The organism is Halolamina sp. C58, from assembly GCF_051195095.1.
GTDB lineage: Archaea > Halobacteriota > Halobacteria > Halobacteriales > Haloferacaceae > Halolamina.
The window spans coordinates 1,088,666-1,105,321 of the sequence record NZ_JBNTJY010000001.1 but is presented as its reverse complement, the minus strand read 5'-3'; the positions used below and the strand labels follow the sequence as shown (position 1 = coordinate 1,105,321).

Sequence of the window (16,656 nt, the reverse complement as noted above, 5' to 3'; positions counted from 1 at the left end):
GAACGACGGTTTCGAAAGAGCAAACGTGGTAAACCAGGATCCCGTACGTTCACGTATGGCCTCGAAGACCGACGGCGAACGGCTCGGGCTGCTACTGCTCGCCGGCCTCGGCGTCCTCGTCCTGTTCCCCGCCCTGTTCATGGGGTTCGGAATGATGGGCGCCGGCGGGATGATGGGCGGCGCGTGGGGCGGCCACATGTGGGACAGCGGGACGACGGGCTGGTTCCCGCTCGTCGGCCTCGTGATGCAGCTGCTGTTCCTGCTCGTCGTGCTCGGCGGCGCCTACCTGCTCTTCCGTGCGGTCGCGGGTGACGACGGAACCGACCCCGCGATCGAGGAGCTGCGCTCGGCGTACGCCCGCGGCGACCTGAACGAGGAGGAGTACGAACGGCGGCGCGAGGCGCTGGAGCGCGACGGATCGGAGTGATTCACCGTGGGCCGTCGTCCTCCGCTCCCCCCGTTGGTCGACCGCTACGCGACTCTCGGACTGTACGGCCTCGTGGCTGGCACCGCCCTCTGTCTGCTCGCGCTGTTCACCAACCCCGTCCCGGACCCGTCGTTCCCGTGGGCGACGCTGCCGGCGACGTTCCGCCTGCCGGTTCGACAGCCCCGGATCGAACACTGGCCCGTGAGCTACACGCTGGGGATCTGGCTGTGGGTGTGCTGCTTCCCGGCGCTCTTTCTCGCCGGCTACCGGCGCTTTTCCGACACGCTCTCCCCGACGTGGTGGCTCGTCGGACTGCCGACGACGGCGATGCTGGGGTGGACGACGTACTGTCGGTTCCTCTGGCCGAAGCTCTCCCCGCCGACGTGGAACGCCCCGTCCTACACGCTCGTCTGCTGGCTCTACTGCTCCTCCTACGAACCGATCTGGAGCAACGCGGCGTACGCGGTCGCGGGGGTCGGGGTCGTCGCGACCGTCGTCGCTCTCCGGCGCTGGCGCGCGGACACGCTCGCGCTCGCGGCGTTCGGGGTGCTGGCGTTCCCGCTGGGCCTTCCGTCGCTGTTCGCGGCGTATCGCCGCCGGGTGACGCGCTGAACCGCAGTCGAACGGATCGCGTGACTCACTCCGCGCGGGCTTTCGAGATGTTCTCGACCGGGCCGCCACACTCCGGACAGCTGGTCAGCCTGTCAGAGCTGGTGTGATGATCCAGACAATCCGCACATTCGTACAGTTTTTCACCGCTACTGTGCTCGAACCACGAGTCTTTCATTGGTACGTGTTACCAACGGTCATTGAGGTGCTTCAATCCTTCGGTGGTGTGAGACGCCGTCCGATCGCTGACAACGCCGGGCTTCCCGAGCGCTCGCCCGCAGTACCGACCCGTTAGAGTGAAACCGCCGCCGGGCGAACTACCCCACAATGAGCGCAGATCAGGAGCAACGAACCATCCGCTGTCTCGTCGCCAAAGTCGGGCTCGACGGCCACGACCGCGGCGCCCACGTGATTGCGCGCGCGTTCCGCGACGCGGGCTTCGAGGTCATCTACTCCGGGCTCCACCGCGCGCCCGAGGAGATCGTGCAGGCGGCGGTGCAGGAGGACGTGGACGTGCTCGGGATCTCGATCCTCTCGGGCGCCCACAACACGCTGGTCCCCAAGGTGATCGAGGGGCTGAAGGAGTACGACGCGTTCGACGACACGCTCGTGCTCGTCGGCGGGATCATCCCCGACGAGGACAAGGACGAGCTGCTGGAGATGGGCGTCGCGGAGGTGTTCGGCCCCGGTACGCCGATGGAGGAGACCGTCGAGTTCGTCGAGGAGCACGCGCCCGAGCGATGAACGCGGCCGCAGAGACCGAGCTGGTCGAGGAGCTGCTCGACGGCAAACACCGCGCGCTGGCCCGCGTGATCTCGAAGGTCGAGGACCGCGCGCCGGGCTACCGCGACATCGTCTCCCAGCTCCACGAACACACCGGCCACGCCGACGTGATCGGCGTTACGGGCTCGCCCGGCGCGGGAAAGTCGACGCTGGTGGACAAGCTCGCCGCACAGTACCGCGACCGTGGGGAGACCGTCGGCGTGATCGCGGTCGACCCCTCCTCGCCGTACACCGGCGGCGCGGTGCTCGGCGACCGCATCCGGATGGCGAACAACGTCGGCGACATGGACGTGTTCTTCCGCTCGATGTCCGCCCGCGGCACGCTCGGCGGGCTCTCGACGGCCACCTCGGACGCGATCAAGGCGCTCGACGCGTTCGGCAAGGACCGCATCATCGTCGAGACGGTCGGCGCCGGGCAGAACGAGGTCGACATCGTCCGCACCGCCGACACCGTCACGGTGCTGGTCCAGCCCGGCTCGGGCGACGACGTACAGATGCTCAAGGCGGGCATCCTCGAGATCGGCGACATCTTCGTCGTCAACAAGGCGGACATGGACGGGGCGAGCCGCACCGTCGCGGACTTGGAGGAGATGCTCCACATGGAGCGTGACCCGACCGCGAAGCTCGATACGGGCGGGTTCGAGAAGCCGGATCACCCCGACGAGGACGACCTGACCGTCGCCGACGCGGACGAGCCGGACGAGGAGATCTGGGAACCGATGGTGCTCGAAACGATCGCCAAGTCCGGCGAGGGCGTCGAGGAACTGATCGAGACGCTCGACGCCCACTCGGCGTGGCTCGACAAGACCGGCCGGCGGGAGACCAAGGCCAAACAGCGCTACGCCGCCGAGATCCGGCAGCTGCTCCGGGCGGACGTGGCGGATCTGATCGACGAGGAGATCGACCGTCGGGGCGGCGTCGAGGCGATGGCCGAACGCGTGGTCGACCGCGAGACCGACCCGTACTCGGTCGCGGACGAGGTGCTGGGTCCGATCGAGGAGTGTGTCGAGGAGCAGCGGGAGTAGATTGTGAACCGAGAGTTTCGTTGGTTTTCGTGAGTCGAGTCGGATTCTGACCCTGTGGTTCTCGCGACAGCGTCTCGATGCTTGGCAACTGGGACAGCGACTGCAACAGCGTCTCGATGCTTGGCAACTGGGACAGCGACTGCAACAGCGTCTCGATCGTTGGCACCTTGTGACCGCATTGCGCCGAGCACGAGGCTCGGCGCAGCGCCGAGTCCCCACCCCTCCCCCCGCGCTCGCCGACCGCTGGCGAGCGCGAGGCGTCCACCGCCACCGCACCGCCGTGGCTGTCGGCGCGAAGCGCGAGCCCCTCCGTGGGCGAGTCAGAGCGGGACCTCCGGTCCCGCAGGCCGTACGGGCGACGCGTGGGTCGCCCGTACGACAGCGCGAGGTCCTCGTGAGCGGAGCGAACGAGGGTACGGGAGAGCTTCGCTCTCTCGGAGGACGAACGAGCGAACGGACGTGAGCGAGTGAGTCGGCTGGGGAGGAAGCGAGGCGGGAAAACTCGCCGAAGGCGAGGTAAACCGCCTCGAAGCGAGCGGGGAGCAAAGCGACCCGCGAGCGGTGAGGGCTGTGCGGGGCGGTGCGGTCGCAAGTGGTCTACGATCGAGTTGCTGTCGCCGTCCCGAAACAGTACTAACGATCCCTCAGTCACTCCTCCCGAACCGCCTCGATGACCGCTTCCTCCGCCTCCCGGTCCGGCCCGTTCTCCACACCGTCGCGCCCGTGCTCACGATGCGCCCGCGCCGTCCTCGCGACCGCCTCCGCAGGATCGGTCGACTCCCACCCCAGCACGGCCAGTTTCTCCGTCGCCGCGAGCGCGGGCTCGGGAGAGTACAGCGGGAAGTCGGTCGCGTCGACGCCCGCCGAATCCAGATCACTCGGACCGGTCTGGACGATCTCGACCTCGGTATCCAGCGCGTCGGCAGCCAGCTCCAGCGACCGCGAGAGCGAGAACGTGTTTCGATCGGCGACGTTGTACGCCTCGCCCGCCTCCCCGCGCTCCGCGACGATCCGGAGCGCGCTCGCGACGTCTTCGACGTAGACGCGGTGGAGCAGGCTGTCGCCGTCGAACGGCACCGCGACCTCGTCGTACGCCGCGACGCGGTCGGTCCAGTACGCGAACCGCTCGGTGTAGTCGTGGGGGCCGTAGACGAGCATCGGCCGGACTGCCATCGCGTTCACCCCCTCCTCGGCGGCGCGGGCGACGACGCGGTCGCCCTCGGCCTTTCTCGGCCCGTAGCTCTCGGGCGACTCGTCGGTCGCCTGCTCGGACGTGCAGTCGTGGAGCGCCGTTTCGTCCTCGCGCAGCGGCACGTCCGGTGCGTCGTAGGCCGAGCCGGAGGAGACGTACACGTACGCGTCGGCGTCGGCGAACACCTCGGTCGCCGTCTCCACCTCGCCGGGGTGGTACGCGCAGGTGTCGATCACGATCTCCGGCTCGGCGACGTCCCGAGCGTCTTCGAGCGCGTCCCGGTCGGCTCGGTCGCCGTGAACCGCGTCGACGCTCGCGCGGTCAGCGAATGGGTCGTCGGACTCCCCGCGGTTGAACAGCGTGACGGCGTAGTCGTGATCGAGCAGTTCCTCGACCGTATGCCGGCCGACGAAGCGGGTGCCACCCACGACGAGCGCGGTGTCGGACATGGGTAGACCTGTGGCGCTGCCGGCAAAAACACGCGCTCCGCGGCAGTCGAGGCGCTACTCCGGGGTCGACACGCGCTCGCGGAGCCACTCGATCCCCTCGGCGACGGTGTCGGGGTCGCTCCCGGTGACTTTCAGGCGGTTGGTCCCCTCGCTGGAGGGGTAGCTCCCGATCACGAGGTCGAACCGCTCGCGGAACCGTTCGAGCGTGTCGGCCAGTGTGCCCTCCGGCGCCGTGATCTGGAGCGTTTCGCTCACGACGTCGCCGCCGAACTCCTCGGCCACGAGATCGAACATCGCCTCGAACTCCGCCGGCGGCCCGGGGAACACGTACACGTTCTCGACGGCGGCGCCCGGGCAGAGCCCGGCGGGGTTGAGGAGGGGCCGCGCGCCGGCCGGGGTGGCGCCCCACGCTTCGAGATCCAGCTCGATCGCCTCGGGATCGATATCGTCCGGGTCGACGCCCTCGTACTCGGCCATGTACTCGATCAGGTCCTGCCGAACCTCCGCTTCGAGTACCAGTTCGCGGTCGAACGCGTCCGCGACGCCGCCCATCGTCACGTCGTCGTGGGTGCCGCCGAGCCCGCCGCCGACGATCACGGCGTCGAACTCGCGGCGCCAGTCGTCGACGACCTCGGCGATCAGCTCGCGCTCGTCCGGGATGGTGAGCATCCGGGCGACGGTTGCGCCCCGTTCGTGCAGCCGGCGGGCGAGGCGCTCGGCGTTGGTGTTCCGCGTGTCGCCGGCGAGGATCTCGTCGCCGACGGTGACGATAGCCACGTCCATGTCCGCACGGAGGGCTGCCAGCCCCGTGAGTGGTTCGCCACCGGCGCGGACGACCACCGGAGCTATGGCCGCCGCCCGTCCACCCACGGGCATGGCGTGGTACCTCCTGCTCGCGGCGGGGCTGTTCGAGGTGGCGTGGGCGATCGGACTGGAGTACTCCGACGGGCTGACGAAGCCAGTCCCCACCGCCGGCACCGTGCTCGCGCTCGTGGCGTCGATGGTCCTGCTCGCGAAGGCGGTCGAACAGCTGCCGGTGGGGACCGCCTACGCGGTCTGGACGGGGATCGGCGCGGTCGGGACGGCGCTGCTGGGGATCGCGCTGTTCGACGAGCCCGCGACGGCCTCGCGGCTGGCGTTTATCGGCGTGATCGTCGTGGGGATCGTCGGCCTCCACTCGGTGTCGACCTGAAAACGAGTTCGAGAGGGTCGCGAGGTTCAGTAGGACTTCGCGAAGTAGGCGGTCTCGTCGGCGTCGTCGCCACAGACCGCACAGTCGGCGTCGCCCGCGAGCACGTCGTCGTGGTGTTTCTCCTCGTCGTCGAGGAACGGCACCATCACGATCTCGGCGGCCATCTGGTCGGAGATCTCCTCCTCGCAGGCCTCGTCGCCGCACCACGGCGCCTTCACGTAGCCGCCGTGCTGGCCGAGCGTGCCGAGGATGCCCGCGCGGTCGTCGGCGTCGCGGACGTTCTCCTCGATGTTCTCCTCCGCGGCGGCGAACAGCTTTGCGTAGACGGTGTCGAGCTCGTCACGGACCGATTCGGCGACGCCGTCGCGGTCGAGCGTGACCTCCTCGCCGTCGGGGCGGTGGACTGCCGTGATTTCGCCGTCGTCGACCTCGTGGGGGCCGATCTCGAAGCGGACGGGGACGCCCTTCAGCTCCCACTCGTTGAACTTGAACCCGGGGTTGCGCTCGTCGCGGTCGTCGAGCTCGACGCGGACGCCGGCGTCTTCGAGGTCGTCGGCGACGCCCTCGGCGTAGTCGAGCACCTCCTCCTTGGTGTCGGACTGGTAGATCGGGACGATCACGACCTGCTCGGGCGCGAGTGTCGGTGGGAGCACGAGCCCCTGCTCGTCGGAGTGGGTCATGATCAGCGCGCCCAGCGAGCGCCAGGAGAACCCCCACGAGGTCGTGTAGGCGACGCGCTCTTCCTCGTCCTCGTCGCTGTAGGTGATGTCGAACGCCTCCGCGAACGACTGGCCGAGGTGGTGGCTGGTCGCGCCCTGCACGGACTTCCCGTCGGGCATCAGCGCCTCGACCGTGGTGGTCGTGTCGGCGCCGGGGAACTTGTCGTGGTCGGGCTTCTGCCCGCGCATCACGGGGATCGCGAGCACGTCCTCGTACACTTCCTCGTACTGGTCGAGGCGGGTGAGCGTCTCCTCCCACGCCTCCTCGTCGGTCTCGTGGGCGGTGTGGCCCTCCTGCCAGAGGAACTCCTTGGTCCGGAAGAACGGCTTCGTCTCGGTCGCCTCCCAGCGCACAACCGAGGCCCACTGATTGACTCGGAGGGGGAGATCGCGGTGGCTCCGGATCCACTGGGACATGTACGGCGCGATGATGGACTCGGAGGTCGGCCGGACCGCCAGTCGCTCTTCGAGTTCGTCGTGGCCGCCGTGGGTGACCCACGCGACTTCGGGGTCGAACCCCTCGACGATGTCCTTCTCGCGTTCGAGATACGACTCCGGGATGAAGAGGGGGAAGTAGGCGTTCTGGACGCCGGTGTCCTTGAACCGCGCGTCGAGTTCGCCCTGTACGCGCTCCCAGAGGCCGTACGCCCGCGGGCGGGCGACGATGAACCCGGACATCCCCTCCGGGCCGTAGTTGGTCAGCCCCGCCTTCCGACAGACTTCGGCGTACCAGTCGCCGGTGGCGTACTCCTTGGACTCGGTGATCCCGAGCGTCTGGTCGTCGTCGTCGCTCATACGCCGACGAAGTGGTGGTCGCGGCTTAAAACGTCCGAAGCGGCGGTCAGCGCTCGCTCGGGAACGTCACGCCGGTCTCGACGGTCACGCCCCGTGGCTCGCCGTTCTCGTAGACGAACCGCCCGCGGAACGTCCCGCCGTCGAGCACGACGGGCAGCCACTCGCGGTCGGTCGCCCACATTTCGCTGAACGGGAGGTCGTCGACGGGGAACCACGCGGGGTCAGCCTCGTCGGTCTCCGCGGGCGTGCCCGCGTACTCGGTCGCGCGGAACACGTGGACGACGGCGTCCCAGTCGTCCGAGCGGTAGACGAACTCCCCGGCTTTCTCCGGATCGAGCACGTCGATCCCTACTTCCTCCCGGAGTTCGCGGATCACACACTCCTCGGGCGTCTCACCCGCCTCGACTTTCCCGCCGGGGCCGACCCACTGCCCGCTGCCGACGCCGCGTTTCTTGTGGATGAGGAGCGTCTCGTCGCCCTCGATCAGGTGACACAGCGTCGCCGCGGGCAGTTCGTCGACGGGATCGGTCGCGAACACGCTCGCCGGGTTCGACGCCGGGCGAAAAAGCTGTGTCGCCCCGGCCCGGTCCCGGTTTGGGAAGGCTTTTACTGCCGCGCGGAGATACCTGCGTATAAGCGGGTTCTCGCCGTACTTTCCCGCACGGCAACACCGGAGAGAATCACCGCCACTCTCGCGTCGGGCAACGCCGTCGACGCGAGCGTCTTCGACACATGAGTCAAGTAGATACGCAACTCGAGGAGTTGAAAAGTGAGATCGAGGCAGAGATCCCGTCGACGATCTCCATCACCGACGTGAAGTACGAGGGGCCGGAGCTGGTGGTCTACACCCGCGACCCCAAGGAGTTCGCCGGCGACGGCAACCTGGTCCGCCAGCTCGCCTCCAAGCTTCGCAAACGCATCACGGTCCGCCCGGACCCCGACGTGCTCTCCCGGCCCGCCGAGGCCCGCGAGAAAGTCATGGACGTGATCCCGGAGGAGGCCGGCGTGCAGGATCTGGACTTCCACGAGGACACCGGCGAGGTCGTCATCGAGGCCGAGAAGCCCGGCATGGTGATCGGCCGCCACGGCTCCACGCTCCGGGAGATCACCCGAGAGGTGGGCTGGACGCCCGAGGTCGTCCGCACGCCGCCGATCGAGTCCTCCACCGTCTCGAACGTCCGGAACTTCCTGAAACAGGAACGGCAGGAGCGACGGGAGATCCTCGAACGCGTCGGCCGGCAGATCCACCGCGAGGAGATGGCCGACGAGCAGTGGGTCCGGATCACCACGCTGGGCTGCTGTCGCGAGGTCGGCCGCGCCGCGTTCATCCTCAACACCGCGGAGACGCGCGTGCTGGTCGACTGCGGCGACAAGCCCGGTGCCGAGGGCGAGGTGCCGTACCTCCAGATCCCCGAGGCGCTGGGCGCCGGCGCCCAGAACCTCGACGCAGTCGTGCTGACCCACGCCCACCTCGACCACTCCGCGCTGATCCCGCTCCTGTTCAAGTACGGCTACGACGGCCCGATCTACTGCACGGAGCCGACGCGGGACCTGATGGGGCTGCTCACGCTCGACTACCTCGACGTGGCCGCCAAGGAGGGCCGGACGCCCCCCTACGACTCCGCGCAGGTGCGCGAGGCCATCAAGCACTGCATCCCCCTCGAATACGGTGACGTGACCGACATCGCGCCCGACCTGAAGCTCACCTTCCACAACGCGGGCCACATCCTCGGCTCCGCCGTCTCACACTTCCACGTCGGCGACGGGCTGTACAACGTCGCGTTCTCCGGCGACATCCACTACGACGACACCCGGCTGTTCAACGGCGCCGTCAACGACTTCCCCAGGGTCGAGGCGCTGGTGATGGAGTCCACATACGGCGGTCGGAACGACTACCAGACCGATCAGGAGGACTCCGAGCGCCGGCTGATCGAGGTGATCAACGAGGCCCACGAGAAGGGCGGGAAGGTGCTGATCCCGGCGTTCGCGGTCGGCCGGTCGCAGGAGATCATGCTCGTCATCGAGGAGGCGATGCGCACCGGGAAGATTCCGGAGATGCCGGTCCACCTCGACGGGATGATCTGGGAGGCGACCGCGATCCACACCACCTACCCCGAGTACCTGCGTGACGACCTGCAAGACCGCATCTTCCACGAGGACGAGAACCCGTTCCTCGCCGAGCAGTTCAACCACATCGACGGCGGCGAGGACGAGCGACAGGAGGTCGTCGACGACGGCCCGGCGATCATCCTCTCCACCTCCGGGATGGTGACCGGCGGCCCGATCATGTCGTGGCTGCGCCACCTCGGCAGCGATCAGGACTCCACGCTCACCTTCGTCGGCTACCAGGCCCAGGGGACGCTCGGCCGACGCATCCAGAACGGCTGGGACGAGATCCCCGTCTCGGACTTCGGCTCGAACCGCGACGGTCGGAGCTCGAAGCTGACGCTGAAGATGGACGTCGAGACCGTCGACGGCTTCTCCGGCCACGCCGACCGCGAGGGGCTGATGAACTTCGTCCGCAACATGAGCCCGCGCCCGGAGAAGGTGCTCTGTGTCCACGGCGACGAGAGTTCCGTACAGGACTTCTCCTCGGCGCTGTACCACGAGTTCAACATGCGCACGTTCGCGCCGAAGAACCTCGAGACGTTCCGCTTCAAGTAACGCCCCGTCGGAAGCCCGTTTTTCGCCGCATGCGATCGATCGACGGAGTCGACCTGTCCCCCCGGAAGAACTTTATCGTGTACACTGTTCACAACGAACTGGATCGAGATGAATCTTCGACGAACCACGATAACGTTACTGCTCGTAGCGATGTTGTTAACTGTCGCTGTCGGCTCGGCAGCCGCGACCAGCCACGAGGAGGCTGACGGCGGAGGGGTCGAGGAGGAAGCGACCCACACGAGCCCGCCGAACGACACCTCGAACTACAGCGGGCCGGTGATGGGCTTCGGCCTGAAGGGCGGTGCGGGTGCCCTCGCGGCGGGCTGATCGCCGCCACTCCGGATTTCTTCGTGTCCAGACCGTTCGGCAGCCTTCGCTGAAGGTTCACCGTGAGTGAAGCGTTCGACGACCGCCCCAACTGCTCCACACGCGACGATCCACGACACGGCTCCCGCTACGAGTTCCGGCTCAGTCGTCGGCGACAACCTCCGCCGGATCCACGACTTCGCCCGAGAGTTCGTCGACGCCCACTTGGTCGCAGTACTCCACCAGCGGGCACGCCTCCGGGCCGTCGAGACACGCCGGTTCGCGGGCGGTGCAGTACTCCCGCCCGAACTGAATCATCGCGGTGTGGCCGAAGCCGCACTTCTCGCCGGGGACGGCCGCCTCCATCGCCTGCCGCACCTGCTCGTGGTCGGCGTCGGCGGGCGCGAGCCCCATCCGGCGGGCGATCCGGTGGACGTGCGTGTCGACGGGGAAGAAAGAAACTAGTAATACCAAAATGATATCAAACCTTTAAGTAGCCAAATCTACAACACAAGCCCATGAGCGAGGACGAGAGGAAACAATTGACGCTATGGGTGGCTGAATCTCAAGTCAATAAATGGGACGACTACGCCGACGAACTCAACTTCACCAGTCGAGCTGAGATGATACGCCGAGCGGTCGAATTCTTCTACTCCTCCAAGACCGGCGAGACCGAGGACAAAGCATCGATGGCCGACCAAGTAATGGCTGAAGTCGATGATCTCAAAGACAAAATCGACCGTAACCGCTCCGAAATGACTGATATACGTAGAGAACAGATCTCCCAAGACAACGTACAGTCCTTCGCTCAAGAGATCAGTTACGAGATATCGCAAGACCTCGATCAAACCAAAGACAACTATCGTCAGGTGATTCGAGAACTGGCCGAAGATGGAATCGAATACATCCACATAGACATGGACGCAATCGGATTCCCTGAGGAAGTAGACGAAGAATTTGGGGAAATGAGTCAGGTCGTGACCATCGAAGACGTAGAAGAGAACAATATCTTGCGTCCACTGATAGCGAATATAGCTCAATCCGAGGACGATCTAGAAGACCAATACGGGATTGAAATTCTTGATGAAACTGAAGCCGTGGCTCACGGGATCTGAAGTCTAACTATACTCTTTTCAGATAGTCAATCCCCGTACTGCGTGCGTATATAACGCCCATATAGTACAATCGTACAGAAATATAGTAGATTTCTTCTAAACGCCGAAACACCTTTAGGTAATATGCCCAAATGTAATTATGTAGTTATGACAGAAAAAGAAAAAGTCAACAGAATCGTGCAAAGTGGCGGTCGAATAACCCTCCCTCAGTCCCTTCAGGACGCAGAAGTGGTCACGATCTACTTCGATACTGAGGACGGAGAATGGAAGTTCGAACGAGCGGTCTAAGCACAGCTAGTCAGATGAAAATAAAATACTATATTACAAAACTATGTCAAGTAAATCAAATACGTCAAACGGTAAAAAGGTATTGGTGAATGAACAAATAGAGGTCGAACATGAAGACGAACAAGTAGTCAGAAATATTATAGAGTCAGAGGTTGGTGAGGAATTCCAGCAGTTATGGAATGGTTATCTCGATCCCGTCGATGGAGATGAAGACGCTGCGGAGAAGTCCTTCATAGACGTTCTACTCTACTTCACGAAGAGGGACCGACAGCAGATCGAACGGCTTGCTAGTCAGTCCGAGCTGATGAGTGATACATGGGACAACGACGGCGGACGCTTCCAAACCTATGTAACACAACTCGCATTCAAGCAAGAGGATTTCAACAGGCCAGAATACCCTAATGGAAGTCCTCCAGAAATCAGGACAGCTGACGAACACAGGGAAGACGAATACAGAGGCAGTGACGGGAATATTGTCCCGCCAGACTGTGACGTAGTAATCCACAACGGGAAATATCAAACAGTCCGGTGGGAAGGTGACGACGAGAAAAAATACGATGAAGAAGCTAACTTCGTTCTAGAGGTAAACTCGTTCCTTCGAGAATCTGATGGAACAGTGCAGATTGACATGGATGTTATCCCTGCATCTCCACGAGAAGAAACCTACTCAGTCGTAGTGGATTCTCGGGTGTTCAACGAAGCGAGAGACTTCAAGAAAGAGGTCTGCAAAGGTACAACTGTAACCTACAAAGGCTCCCGAATGGAGCTTGCAGACATTAAACAGCGAGTCGGAAATCAGGATGCACCAAGTCGAGACGGCGTGAACACGGTAGGATTACACGGAGATGAAATGGTCACACCAGAAGGCGTCATCAATGACGACTGGGAGTTAGATGATCCAGAACACAGTTTCGTCCCCCGGCAACAAGCAATAGAAGACAAGTGGAGCTTGGATATCGATGAAGGAGGCCATTATGACTCCGAAGAGGTCGCCAATATAGTAGAAACTCTCTGGAAGACTCGTGACTCCGAAAGGTTCCTTCCCGTCATCGGATACTGGTATGCAAGCCTACTCACTCCGAAAATCCGAGAACAGGAAGAAGAGATCCCATTAGTACACATTCTGGGAGATACAGGTGTCGGGAAGACGGCGACCCTGAAAATGCTGTACAAGTTAATCGGGATGGACGGGAATCCGTACTCCGCACGGGATACAAAATTCGCCCTCATGAGTGCCCTATCTAGCACTAACAACGTTCCAATCTGGCTTGACGAGTACAAGCCGAGCGACATGAAGAAGTACGAGATCGACACGCTACAGGACTTCCTACGGAAGGCTACTCAGGTAGGCGATGAAACACGTGGGAATGCAGATCAAACCGTCACACGGTACAAATTAGAGGCTCCTGCGGTGTTGTCCGGTGAAGAAAGTATCCAAGGTTCAGCTGAGCAACGGCGAGCCATTCGGACACAGTTCCGCAAGGTCTCAGAGGAAGACCAGTACCAGCAACAGTGGGCACAGCTGAGCGGAGGATCATACCAGACCGAAGGTGGGGTTAACTACTGTACTGGGTACGACACCAACGATCACGCCAAAGCAATATGGCAATTCGTCCTCGGTGTCGAAGACTTCGAAAGTAAGTGGAGAGATGCGAAGGACACGATATTTGGGATCTTAGAGCGGAACCAGATAATGGGGATCGAGAATCTAGAATTAACCGCTCTGACGATGATCCAAGTTGGATGTAACATGTATGTGGAATTCGGAGAAGCGCACGGAGCTGAAGACCTCCCAACGCAGTCCGACATCGAGGATGCTATCTTGTACATAGCTTTCCAAATGGGCCAGAGCAATCGGACCAGCCACGTTGGAGAGTTTATCGCACTGGTTGCAGATGCAATTGAAGCAGATTATCTAGATCCGCTCGATGAGTATGAGGACAATTCCGGCGATTACACTGTCGTCAAGAAAAACAAACCCGATGAGAAACTTCGGATCAAGTTAGAGAAGGCTCATCACGCAGTATCGAAGTATGTGAACGATCATAACCTAAACGGAGTCGATCTCCTTGACGACTACAAGGATTACCGCAAGCGGATGAAAGACGACGTGGAGTACATCCCAAGTCATTCGCAAGGAACTCCCGGTCTCGGTCGTTGCGTGTCTATAGACACTCACCTTGCCGAAGAGGTCATAGATGGGTTTGAGAGAGGTAAGATTGTTCCAGAAGTATACTACGCCACAGAAGAATAGAAAACTCCTTCTCGCCCTATTCTCGTTGCTCCTCGGCTCTGTTTTCCCGCACCCATTCAATAAGAAATCAATCAGTCCCTATGTGGGGACGCACACCTCTGTTCAAGAAGCTCACTAGTTTCCAGTCAGGATGTAAAGTTTTACACCCACTTTACACCTATTTTACACCCTCCAAATTCAAGGACGGCGTAGGGAATTTTACAGTTTTACACCTTTTCTTACCCCATACCTATTAGAGATATCTAGAACTGAGTCCCTGAGAATTTCTCTACATAGTTAGGAGTGGGGTGGCTAAAGTGTAAAATGTGTAAAACTCCCGATTCCTTCTTGCGATTAGAGGGGTGTAAAATCGCCGTAAATTGGGTGTAAACCGGTTGTAAAATCCACCAGATTATACCTTCAATTAAACCTTTAGTGGGATATGTATATATGTAGATGTGTAGATATGACAGAATTACTACAAAATATCGAACAAAGTCGAATCGTAGACGTAGCAATTGAATCACTGGAAGAAGCTGGTATAGAGGTATTAGATTATGAGGTGACGGATTCAATGGATATCGCTGGACATCAGCGTGTTTTTGCAGATATGGCGGTCAAGACGGAGGATACCATTGCGCTTGACGAGATCGAGTCGGTGGATGATGGTGTATCCGTGAGAATTTCGGGTTGTGGCGGTGCTGGCGTGTATTGCGGTATTTCAGTTCACATCGAAGCATAATCCTGCGCTGGTGCTAGTTGGGGGTTCGATTCTCTCACAGGACATGGGCGCAAGCCCGACGATAGATATGACAGAAAGACAAGAAATTGAAGCTGGTGATCGAGTACTTGCGGAAAAGGTCATCGGCCAAGACATGAGTTGTACAGTAACGAAACAAATCAAAGGAGAAGTCCGACGAGTCGAAGAGGAGAATCCAATTGCTGACGAGCCAATCGTTTACATAGACGATTCTGGGTCTACTGAAATCGTGCGCCTAACACGGGTGAGCGCACTATGAGTGGATCATTACAACCACAGGAGATCGGAGATGTAATCGTCCGAGAAACTGCGATGGGTCGGGAGTCAGTACCTACTCGACCAGAAATACTCACTCACATTCAGCGTGGGAAGTACTACGTCGAACACGAAGGATCGCAGGGCTACAGGCTGGTTGTCTTTGACGATGATGACTACAAAATTGCGGTGACAGTGGTGTGTGACACGGACAAAAATCTAGAGGTTACGCTCAACCGGGGTGGGAAGTTATGAGCGCACAAGCAGAGAACTACACGCTGGACGACTTCTGTACGGAGGATTCAACGTGTGCCAGCTGTGGTGTTGATCCTGACTCTCCATGGGATATTCCAGCTGATTCAGCAGTGGGTCGGTGTCTTTCCCTAGAGTCAGCTGGTGAGGTTTGTGATGACTGCTTCCAAGAGATGAGTTCTGTCTACCGGGCAGGTGGTACACAATGAATTTGGATGATATTTTAGAGGTAGATGTTCCAGAGAACGTTTCCGATGTTTCGTCTAACCAGCTGGCGGAATGGTATGAGTTAGCGGAGTATGTTCAAGGTATGTTCCACCGGATAGAGTATTATGAGGGGACGAATGATAAGGCAAATCAAGACAAACGAGTTAGACAAGCGGAACGGGCGATAGACCTCCGATCAAAAGCAGGAGATGTGAAGAGTCAGATAGAAGATGAGATTCAACGACGAGAGTTGAATATTGATGATCGAGATCGTATCAATGCTACATACGTCGATGATTCTGGGTTGTTGACCTACGTTGATCCTGAACGTAGGATGAAGATTCGAATCGAGGTAGAGGACGTAGAATACCGTCTTTCAGAGGATCTTGGACAGGAAGTGATGGCTGACTCGATGTATGGGAAAGATGTTCATGTGGAAACTGAAGCTCTTGCACCTGACCGATTCCTCATAGTTGCCGATGATGGGCCGAGGAAGGCTCAAATTGAGGTTACTGGTGAGACCACTACTCACGTTGAAGGCTGATTCTGACGCTGTTTTTCACCCTGATTTCTACTTCGGTAATATAGTTCGATTTTGTCGCTAGTTGAGCGTCAGCTTTGTCTCGACAATTTCTGTCCGACAACCCTTATAATGGGCTTTGAGAAAAAAGAGACCGCAGGGACAAAACCCAACATTCTGAGTAACCTGAATTCTGCTTCAAACGTCTACCAGAATAAGTCCTCTTCTGAGTACATATCTGAACTCTCTGGATCTGGGAGAAGAGCTTCATCTGGAACATAGAATGCCGTCTGAGAAACTTCCGTCTTTCCTATGAATCCTTCACCAACCATTTCTTCTAAGCACCTTCTGACCGTCTTCTCACTAATATCACAGTCCAACTCCATATACTGAGCGAGATCAGGTGCTGTGAATCCGTGACCGTTTATCTGATAATACTTCTGTGCGTATTTCTGTACTTCTAAGAGATTTCTGTGTGATTTTCCCATGTATACATACACGTGATTTATCCCTAAAGAACTTCTCAACTACCCAACATTATTAGCGTATCTCGACTATCTCTATGTGTATGTCTGATTTTGTTGAACAGGTACAGAATGATGTAGAACAGAGGCGAGAACAGCTATTAGAGAAGCATAGAGAGCTGACCGGTGAGGAGATCATCAAGGTCAGAAATCTGGATACTGGAGAGGCCGATTACACTCCTATTTGGCTCGCTCATCCCTTCATAATCGAATCAGCAGTCTCTGACGAATGTGATCAAGTCTCGCTGATAGACGAGGTTCAGTATATGTCTGAAGCAATCTGATTCTTCTAGAAAGCTCGGCGGGTCGGTAGCATGTTCGACAGGGGAATTCCACCCCAC

18 protein-coding genes and 1 pseudogene are annotated in these 16,656 nt (G+C 60.3%); 12 read left to right on the top strand and 7 right to left on the bottom strand.

The features are described from left to right. Positions 1–55: 55 nt before the first annotated feature. Both ACQUSM_RS05790 and ACQUSM_RS05785 read left to right on the top strand, forming a co-directional pair. Positions 56–427 carry an SHOCT domain-containing protein gene (locus ACQUSM_RS05790; protein WP_435116645.1) on the top strand — a complete coding sequence of 124 codons (372 nt, stop codon included), beginning with the start codon at positions 56–58 and terminating at the stop codon, positions 425–427. A 72-nt stretch (positions 428–499) separates the two neighbouring features. Continuing rightward, a complete protein-coding gene (locus ACQUSM_RS05785; protein ID WP_435116643.1) occupies positions 500–1,039 on the top strand; it encodes a hypothetical protein in 540 nt (179 codons plus the stop codon). Positions 1,040–1,064: 25 nt separating this feature from the next. Here the strand turns inward: ACQUSM_RS05785 and ACQUSM_RS05780 are convergent, their stop codons facing one another. Then, positions 1,065–1,214, bottom strand: coding sequence for a rubrerythrin-like domain-containing protein (locus ACQUSM_RS05780; protein ID WP_435116641.1), 150 nt, complete (start codon positions 1,212–1,214; stop codon positions 1,065–1,067). Between the two features lie 149 nt (positions 1,215–1,363). Here ACQUSM_RS05780 and ACQUSM_RS05775 point away from each other — a divergent pair, with 149 nt between their 5' ends. Both ACQUSM_RS05775 and meaB read left to right on the top strand, forming a co-directional pair. Beyond that, positions 1,364–1,780, top strand: coding sequence for a cobalamin B12-binding domain-containing protein (locus ACQUSM_RS05775; RefSeq protein ID WP_435116639.1), 417 nt, complete (start codon positions 1,364–1,366; stop codon positions 1,778–1,780). Further along, positions 1,777–2,844 (top strand): methylmalonyl Co-A mutase-associated GTPase MeaB, encoded by a 1,068-nt coding sequence (gene meaB / locus ACQUSM_RS05770; protein ID WP_435116637.1) that lies wholly within the window; start codon positions 1,777–1,779, stop codon positions 2,842–2,844. Before ACQUSM_RS05775 ends, meaB begins: the two co-directional genes overlap by 4 nt. 648 nt (positions 2,845–3,492) lie before the next feature. Here the strand turns inward: meaB and ACQUSM_RS05765 are convergent. Further along, positions 3,493–4,485, bottom strand: a complete 993-nt coding sequence (locus ACQUSM_RS05765; RefSeq protein ID WP_435116635.1) for an NAD-dependent epimerase/dehydratase family protein — start codon at positions 4,483–4,485, stop codon at positions 3,493–3,495. Positions 4,486–4,539: 54 nt separating this feature from the next. Beyond that, complete coding sequence (locus ACQUSM_RS05760; RefSeq protein ID WP_435118297.1) at positions 4,540–5,268, bottom strand: competence/damage-inducible protein A; 729 nt, start codon at positions 5,266–5,268, stop codon at positions 4,540–4,542. Between the two features lie 91 nt (positions 5,269–5,359). On the opposite strand from ACQUSM_RS05760, the gene ACQUSM_RS05755 reads away from it, so the two are divergent. Further along, positions 5,360–5,677, top strand: coding sequence for a DMT family transporter (locus ACQUSM_RS05755; protein ID WP_435116633.1), 318 nt, complete (start codon positions 5,360–5,362; stop codon positions 5,675–5,677). A 26-nt stretch (positions 5,678–5,703) separates the two neighbouring features. Here the strand turns inward: ACQUSM_RS05755 and proS are convergent, their stop codons facing one another. Then, positions 5,704–7,191, bottom strand: coding sequence for a proline--tRNA ligase (proS, locus tag ACQUSM_RS05750; protein WP_435116631.1), 1,488 nt, complete (start codon positions 7,189–7,191; stop codon positions 5,704–5,706). Positions 7,192–7,237: 46 nt separating this feature from the next. Beyond that, positions 7,238–7,729: an 8-oxo-dGTP diphosphatase gene (locus ACQUSM_RS05745; RefSeq protein WP_435116629.1), complete on the bottom strand. Its 492-nt coding sequence runs from the start codon at positions 7,727–7,729 to the stop codon at positions 7,238–7,240. Positions 7,730–7,923: 194 nt separating this feature from the next. On the opposite strand from ACQUSM_RS05745, the gene ACQUSM_RS05740 reads away from it, so the two are divergent. Next, positions 7,924–9,855, top strand: coding sequence for a beta-CASP ribonuclease aCPSF1 (locus ACQUSM_RS05740; protein WP_435116627.1), 1,932 nt, complete (start codon positions 7,924–7,926; stop codon positions 9,853–9,855). A 150-nt stretch (positions 9,856–10,005) separates the two neighbouring features. Further along, the gene (locus ACQUSM_RS05735) at positions 10,006–10,182 is read left to right on the top strand and encodes a hypothetical protein (protein ID WP_435116625.1); all 177 of its coding nucleotides are present in this window, start codon (positions 10,006–10,008) and stop codon (positions 10,180–10,182) included. Positions 10,183–10,323: 141 nt separating this feature from the next. On the opposite strand, the pseudogene ACQUSM_RS05730 reads toward ACQUSM_RS05735, so the two are convergent. After that, a pseudogene (locus ACQUSM_RS05730) lies at positions 10,324–10,614 on the bottom strand (endonuclease III domain-containing protein); the annotation flags it as partial. A 65-nt stretch (positions 10,615–10,679) separates the two neighbouring features. Here ACQUSM_RS05730 and ACQUSM_RS05725 point away from each other — a divergent pair. The 4 genes from ACQUSM_RS05725 to ACQUSM_RS05710 all read left to right on the top strand — a co-directional run bounded on the left by ACQUSM_RS05725 (position 10,680) and on the right by ACQUSM_RS05710 (position 15,815). Then, positions 10,680–11,276: a hypothetical protein gene (locus ACQUSM_RS05725; protein WP_435116623.1), complete on the top strand. Its 597-nt coding sequence runs from the start codon at positions 10,680–10,682 to the stop codon at positions 11,274–11,276. A 331-nt stretch (positions 11,277–11,607) separates the two neighbouring features. Next, entirely contained in the window at positions 11,608–13,818 is a 2,211-nt protein-coding gene (locus tag ACQUSM_RS05720) for a DUF927 domain-containing protein (protein WP_435116621.1), read from the top strand. A gap of 445 nt (positions 13,819–14,263) precedes the next feature. Next, positions 14,264–14,539: a hypothetical protein gene (locus ACQUSM_RS05715; RefSeq protein WP_435116619.1), complete on the top strand. Its 276-nt coding sequence runs from the start codon at positions 14,264–14,266 to the stop codon at positions 14,537–14,539. A 730-nt stretch (positions 14,540–15,269) separates the two neighbouring features. Beyond that, complete coding sequence (locus ACQUSM_RS05710) at positions 15,270–15,815, top strand: hypothetical protein (protein ID WP_435116617.1); 546 nt, start codon at positions 15,270–15,272, stop codon at positions 15,813–15,815. Positions 15,816–15,997: 182 nt separating this feature from the next. Here ACQUSM_RS05710 and ACQUSM_RS05705 read toward each other — a convergent pair whose 3' ends face one another. After that, positions 15,998–16,279, bottom strand: a complete 282-nt coding sequence (locus ACQUSM_RS05705; RefSeq protein ID WP_435116615.1) for a hypothetical protein — start codon at positions 16,277–16,279, stop codon at positions 15,998–16,000. Between the two features lie 80 nt (positions 16,280–16,359). Between ACQUSM_RS05705 and ACQUSM_RS05700 the strand changes: the two genes are divergently transcribed. Beyond that, a complete protein-coding gene (locus tag ACQUSM_RS05700) occupies positions 16,360–16,599 on the top strand; it encodes a hypothetical protein (protein ID WP_435116613.1) in 240 nt (79 codons plus the stop codon). The last annotated feature ends 57 nt before the right edge of the window (positions 16,600–16,656 follow it).

Excerpts from the sequence above, each read along its gene's own strand:
- ACQUSM_RS05790 (WP_435116645.1), top strand. The coding sequence starts at position 56 with ATGGCCTCGAAGACCGACGGCGAACGGCTCGGGCTGCTACTGCTCGCC.
- ACQUSM_RS05780 (WP_435116641.1), bottom strand. The coding sequence starts at position 1,214 with ATGAAAGACTCGTGGTTCGAGCACAGTAGCGGTGAAAAACTGTACGAA.
- ACQUSM_RS05775 (WP_435116639.1), top strand. The coding sequence starts at position 1,364 with ATGAGCGCAGATCAGGAGCAACGAACCATCCGCTGTCTCGTCGCCAAA.
- meaB (WP_435116637.1), top strand. The coding sequence starts at position 1,777 with ATGAACGCGGCCGCAGAGACCGAGCTGGTCGAGGAGCTGCTCGACGGC.
- ACQUSM_RS05765 (WP_435116635.1), bottom strand. The coding sequence starts at position 4,485 with ATGTCCGACACCGCGCTCGTCGTGGGTGGCACCCGCTTCGTCGGCCGG.
- ACQUSM_RS05760 (WP_435118297.1), bottom strand. The coding sequence starts at position 5,268 with ATGGACGTGGCTATCGTCACCGTCGGCGACGAGATCCTCGCCGGCGAC.
- ACQUSM_RS05755 (WP_435116633.1), top strand. The coding sequence starts at position 5,360 with ATGGCGTGGTACCTCCTGCTCGCGGCGGGGCTGTTCGAGGTGGCGTGG.
- proS (WP_435116631.1), bottom strand. The coding sequence starts at position 7,191 with ATGAGCGACGACGACGACCAGACGCTCGGGATCACCGAGTCCAAGGAG.
- ACQUSM_RS05740 (WP_435116627.1), top strand. The coding sequence starts at position 7,924 with ATGAGTCAAGTAGATACGCAACTCGAGGAGTTGAAAAGTGAGATCGAG.
- ACQUSM_RS05735 (WP_435116625.1), top strand. The coding sequence starts at position 10,006 with ATGTTGTTAACTGTCGCTGTCGGCTCGGCAGCCGCGACCAGCCACGAG.
- ACQUSM_RS05725 (WP_435116623.1), top strand. The coding sequence starts at position 10,680 with ATGAGCGAGGACGAGAGGAAACAATTGACGCTATGGGTGGCTGAATCT.
- ACQUSM_RS05720 (WP_435116621.1), top strand. The coding sequence starts at position 11,608 with ATGTCAAGTAAATCAAATACGTCAAACGGTAAAAAGGTATTGGTGAAT.
- ACQUSM_RS05715 (WP_435116619.1), top strand. The coding sequence starts at position 14,264 with ATGACAGAATTACTACAAAATATCGAACAAAGTCGAATCGTAGACGTA.
- ACQUSM_RS05710 (WP_435116617.1), top strand. The coding sequence starts at position 15,270 with ATGAATTTGGATGATATTTTAGAGGTAGATGTTCCAGAGAACGTTTCC.
- ACQUSM_RS05705 (WP_435116615.1), bottom strand. The coding sequence starts at position 16,279 with ATGGGAAAATCACACAGAAATCTCTTAGAAGTACAGAAATACGCACAG.
- ACQUSM_RS05700 (WP_435116613.1), top strand. The coding sequence starts at position 16,360 with ATGTCTGATTTTGTTGAACAGGTACAGAATGATGTAGAACAGAGGCGA.